This window comes from Rhodoferax sp., assembly GCF_014859475.1.
Classification (GTDB): Bacteria; Pseudomonadota; Gammaproteobacteria; order Burkholderiales; family Burkholderiaceae_C; genus Rhodoferax.
Window position 1 is genome coordinate 1 of the sequence record NZ_JACUUE010000203.1, and the last position, 4,571, is coordinate 4,571.

At 62.0% G+C, this 4,571-nt stretch carries 6 protein-coding genes; 1 reads left to right on the forward strand and 5 read right to left on the reverse strand.

The window, feature by feature from the left end:
* The 4 genes from IBX54_RS12935 to IBX54_RS12950 form a co-directional block, all read right to left on the reverse strand.
* The coding region (locus IBX54_RS12935) for an HAD family hydrolase (RefSeq protein ID WP_296543068.1) at positions 1 to 620 on the reverse strand (620 nt) is incomplete at its 3' end.
* Positions 621 to 769: 149 nt separating this feature from the next.
* Positions 770 to 1,861: a glycine betaine/L-proline ABC transporter ATP-binding protein gene (locus tag IBX54_RS12940; protein ID WP_367141843.1), complete on the reverse strand. Its 1,092-nt coding sequence runs from the start codon at positions 1,859 to 1,861 to the stop codon at positions 770 to 772.
* Positions 1,854 to 2,741: a proline/glycine betaine ABC transporter permease gene (locus tag IBX54_RS12945; protein WP_296543069.1), complete on the reverse strand. Its 888-nt coding sequence runs from the start codon at positions 2,739 to 2,741 to the stop codon at positions 1,854 to 1,856. The genes IBX54_RS12940 and IBX54_RS12945 overlap by 8 nt, the downstream gene beginning before the upstream one ends.
* Before the next feature lie 5 nt (positions 2,742 to 2,746).
* Positions 2,747 to 3,793 carry an ABC transporter substrate-binding protein gene (locus tag IBX54_RS12950; protein ID WP_296543070.1) on the reverse strand — a complete coding sequence of 349 codons (1,047 nt, stop codon included), beginning with the start codon at positions 3,791 to 3,793 and terminating at the stop codon, positions 2,747 to 2,749.
* Here IBX54_RS12950 and IBX54_RS12955 point away from each other — a divergent pair.
* Positions 3,792 to 3,980, forward strand: a complete 189-nt coding sequence (locus IBX54_RS12955) for a hypothetical protein (RefSeq protein WP_296543071.1) — start codon at positions 3,792 to 3,794, stop codon at positions 3,978 to 3,980. The two genes, IBX54_RS12950 and IBX54_RS12955, sit on opposite strands and share 2 nt — an antisense overlap.
* Before the next feature lie 76 nt (positions 3,981 to 4,056).
* On the opposite strand, the gene IBX54_RS12960 is transcribed toward IBX54_RS12955, so the two are convergent.
* Positions 4,057 to 4,571: hypothetical protein (locus IBX54_RS12960; RefSeq protein ID WP_367141844.1), on the reverse strand; the 515-nt coding region annotated here is incomplete at its 5' end.

The following is a 4,571-nucleotide window of genomic DNA, read 5'->3' on the forward strand; positions in this document are numbered from 1 at the left end:
CCGGTGGCATACATTGACAGGTCGTTGAGCGTGTCGCCCGCCACCACGATGGTTTCCAGGTCAAAACCCTGCGTGGCGGCCAGTTCACGCAAACTGCTGCCCTTGCTGACGCCGCGCGGCAACACGTCAAGGTAGCGCCCGGCCGACCACAGCAGGTCGCAGTCGAGCGCCTCCACAGCCGCGCGCAGGTCGGCGCTGATGCCGCCTTCGCTGATGAAGAACGAGCAGCGTCGCTCCTGCGGCACGGTCTGGCGCTGCAGCGCAGGAAACCGGGCCAGCTCTTGCAATATCACTTGCGAGCCAGGCCAGCGCGCGGCAATATCGTGATGTAGCGGGTCCACCGGGCGCAGGTCGCCATGCAGCACGGTGGCGCCCACGTCGGCAATGATGTAGTCGGGCTGGGGCAGCGTGGAGTCGCTCAGCAGCGGGATGATCGACTCCAGCCCGCGCCCGGTCACGTAAATCAGCCGGGCGCCGGCCAGGGCACCGCTGAACAGGTCGCGCAGGCGTCGGCGCATGTCCTGGGTGCCGGCCAGCAGAGTGCCGTCAAGGTCGGTCGCCAGCACCACAGGGGTGCGGGTTGCAATCATCGGGTGGGTGGTGGATGGCGGGGTGGTCATGTGAATCTCCTGTCATGAAGGTGCAACCAATGGCTGAGCCCGGGCCGGTGTGGCTCGTAAGAGTGATCCGGCAAAAAGGCCTGAACGACCGCGAGGGTCGTCCGGGGCGGGCACCGCAAAGCTGCTCAGCCTGCGGCGCGTGGTGCGGTTTACGTGGCCTCTTCGACCTTGGGTGGCACCATGGCGGCAATCAGGTCGCTCATGGTGACGCTGCCCAGCAGCTTGCCGCGGCTGTTGGTCACGTTGGCGGCATCCTTGCCCTCGGCGCTGAGCACGCGCGCCACTTCTTCGAGCACCAGGTTGGCATCGACACTGGGGCCGTCCACCGTGACGCCGGGGGTCATGAGCGTGCGGCAGCGGATGACGCGGCCGCGGTTCACGTCCTTGATGAAGCTGCTGATGTAGTCGTCAGCGGGCTTGAGCACAATTTGCTGACCGGTGCCCTGTTGAATCACTTCGCCGTCGCGCAGAATGGCAATGCGGTCGCCCAGGCGCAGCGCTTCTTCGAGGTCATGGGTGATGAAGACAATGGTTTTGCCCAATTCCTGCTGCAAGTCCAGCAGCACCGACTGCATGTCGCTGCGGATCATCGGGTCGAGCGCCGAAAAGGCTTCGTCCATCAGCAAAATGGGCGCGTCGTTGGTCAGCGCGCGGGCCAGGCCCACACGCTGCTGCATGCCGCCCGAGAGCTGGTTGGGGTAGCTGTCTTCGTAGCCCTTGAGGCCCACGCGCTCGATCCAGCGCGCTGCGGCATCGCGGCGTTTTTTGTGCTTGACGTGCTGCACCTGCAGGCCGTATTCGGTGTTTTCCTGCACCGTGAGGTGCGGAAACAGGGCAAAGTTCTGGAACACCATGGCGGTGCGTTCGCGCCGGAAGTGACGCAATTCGTTCGGACTCATCGCCAGCACGTTTTGCTCACCGGCCCACAATTCGCCAGCAGTGGGCTCGATCAGGCGGTTGATGTGCCGGATCAGCGTGCTTTTGCCCGAGCCCGACAAGCCCATCACCACCTGAATGCCACCTGCGGGCATGTCGATGTTGATGTCACGCAGGCCCAGCACGTGGCCGTGCTCGTCACGCAGTTCCTGTTTGCTCATGCCTTGCTGCACGGCAGCCAGGTGCTGTGCGGGGTTGGGGCCGAAGATCTTGTACAGGTGCTTGATGGAAATGTTGACCGCGTTGCTGGGCACGCTGTCGGGCCCGGCACTGGCGGCTGGTGTGGGGGTCAGGTCCTCAGCCATGCACCACCTCCAGGTGTTTCTGCAGGCGCTTGCCATAGGTTTGCGACACGCGGTCAAAAATGATCGCAATGCCGACAATGGCCAGGCCATTGAACATGCCCATGGTGAAGTACTGGTTGGCAATGGCCTTGAGCACCGGTTGGCCCAAGCCCTGCACGCCGATCATCGAGGCAATCACCACCATCGCCAGCGACAGCATGATGGTCTGGTTGATGCCGGCCATGATGGTCGGCAAAGCCAGCGGCAGTTGCACCCTGAACATCTTTTGCCACATCGAGGCACCAAAGGCATCAGCGGCCTCCAACAAGTCGGTGCTGACCAGCCGGATGCCCAGGTTGGTGAAGCGGATCACCGGCGGAATGGCATACACCACCACCGCGATCATGCCTGCCACCCGGCCAATGCCGAGCAGCATCACCACCGGAATCAGATACACAAAACTCGGCATGGTTTGCATCACGTCCAGGGCCGGATTGATGGCGCGCTGTAGCCGGTCCCAGCGGCTCATGGCAATGCCAATGGGCAAGCCCAGTGCCAGCGCCACCACCGTGCAGACAAAGATCATCGAGATCGTCTTCATGGTGTCGATCCACATGCCAAAGTAGCCAATGGCAAGCAGCGTCAGCACGGTGCCGAGCGTGATCTTCCAGGAGCGCGAGGCCAGCCAGGCGATCAGGGCAATCGCGCCGATCACCAGCGGCCAGGGCGACTGGGTCATGAGGCGCTCCGAGAAAATCAGGAACTCGCGCAGCGGGTCAAACAGGCGCTCCAGCGTTTCGCCGTATTCGCGTGAGAAAGTCCTGAACCCCCCGTCGATGAAGCGCCGCAGCTGGCTCAGCTGCTCGACGCCCATGGTGGGAAATTCGGCCAGACTGCTCATGGCACTCAAAGGCTCGCTTTGACCTTGTCGGCCACTTCAGGGCTGACCCAGGCGGTCCAGATTTCGGGCTGGGTCTTCAGGAAGTGGCGCGCACCGTCTTCGCCGGTGGCCTGGTTGTCGCTCATCCAGGCCAGCAACTGGTTGACGGTGTCGTTGCGCCAGTTGCGCGCTTCCAGGTAGCCGATGGCCGGGCCGCCCGCTTGCTTGAAGCGGTCGGTGATCACGGTAAAGACCTCGGCCCTGGCCCAGTCGGTCTTGACCGGATTGTCGCAATCGGCCTTGGTATTGCAGCTCTCAAAACCTTCCTTGTCAAAGGGCACGCCTGCGTCAAGCTTGACCATCTCGTACTTGCCGAGGATGGACGTGGGCGCCCAGTAGTAACCCAGCCAGCCCTGCTTGCGCTCGTAGGCTTTGGCAATTGAGCCGTCGAGCCCGGCGGCCGAGCCGGTGTTGACCAGCACAAAGCCCTTGTCTGCCGCGCCCCAAGCCTTGAAGGCAGAGCCCGTGGTGAGCTGGCAGTTCCAGCCGGCCGGACAGTTGTAAACGCCACCCTTGTCTTTGACCTCGGGGGCCGGGAACAACTCGGGGTGCTTGAGTGCGTCGTCAATGGTCTTGATGTCGGGGTGGGCATCAGCGATGTATTTGGGAATCCACCAGCCCTCGATGCCGCCGTCTTTCAGCGACTCGGCAGCGTAATGCAGGCGGCCTTCCTTGACGGCGGCGTCGAGCGGCTGGCGCACGGCGTTGATCCAGGCCTCGGGGGCCACGTCAGGCTGGCCTTTTTCCATCATGGCGGTGAGTGTGGGCATGGTGTCGCCGGGCACCAGCTCTACCTCGCAACCATAGCCGCTGCTCATGATGAGCTTGTCAATGTGGGCCAGCACCTCGGCCGACTGCCAGTTCATGTTGGCCACCGTGACCTTGCCGCAGGCCTGTACTGCCGCAGGCTGCGCTGTGGGCGCGGGCGCTGCAGGCTCTTCCTTTTTGCCGCAGGCGGCCAGGGTGACGACGGCGGCCAGCACAGTCAAAGAGAATTTGGGAAAGTGGTTCATGGAGGCTCCTTGGGAATTCAAAAATCAATACAAACAGCACCGCAACGGGCATCACACCGGGGTGCTTGAAAGCGCGATTGCGGGAAGTGTTGTGCGTGAGAAAAGCAAGTCAATTACTATTGCACAAATGTATTTTGTTGCAATTAACCACTTGAGTCAAGCATATCAACATGATTTTATATGCTAAATTTTGTTTAAAACCGGCCCTTGCCGGTTGGGTGCGCGCTGCAGCGTGACGCAAATCGCGCGGCCGGGTGCCAGGCTTATCGCAGCGCAGCGGGCTTGTCTTTGTCAGGTGTCAGGCGGTCTTCAAGCTCGCCGATGTAGGCGCTGAGCGAGTTGCCCGATTGCTCCACGCTACCGCGCAGGGCTGTTTCCAGGGCATCCAGCCGGGCGATCAGTGCCTGCTGTGCGGCCTTGTTTTGTTCGGCACCCTGCTTCAGGCCAGCTTCGACAAAACCACGCAGTTCGGTCAGGCGCGAGGCCTCGGCCTTGTCGGCCAGTTCGCGCTGGGTTTGCAGCTCTTTGGCGCTGCGCCGGGTGTCGATCAGCACGTTGGACTGCAGGTAAAGCACATAGACCAGGCAGTAAGCCACCATGAAGACCAGCAGCGCCAGCATGATCAGGCCGAGTGGGGCGTCCAGCGAGGTGACGCCGAACGACAGCGTGGTGTTGGCCAAAAACACGTTCCAGTTGAGCACCGTGAACGCTGCAATGAGCGTGATGATCAAAATTAACAAAAGACTGCGAATACGCATGATGGGCTCCTGAACAAAGG

Coding starts and splice junctions, on each gene's coding strand:
- IBX54_RS12940 (WP_367141843.1), bottom strand. CDS start 1,861: ATGGCTGAGGACCTGACCCCCACACCAGCCGCCAGTGCCGGGCCCGAC.
- IBX54_RS12945 (WP_296543069.1), bottom strand. CDS start 2,741: ATGAGCAGTCTGGCCGAATTTCCCACCATGGGCGTCGAGCAGCTGAGC.
- IBX54_RS12950 (WP_296543070.1), bottom strand. CDS start 3,793: ATGAACCACTTTCCCAAATTCTCTTTGACTGTGCTGGCCGCCGTCGTC.
- IBX54_RS12955 (WP_296543071.1), top strand. CDS start 3,792: ATGGAGGCTCCTTGGGAATTCAAAAATCAATACAAACAGCACCGCAAC.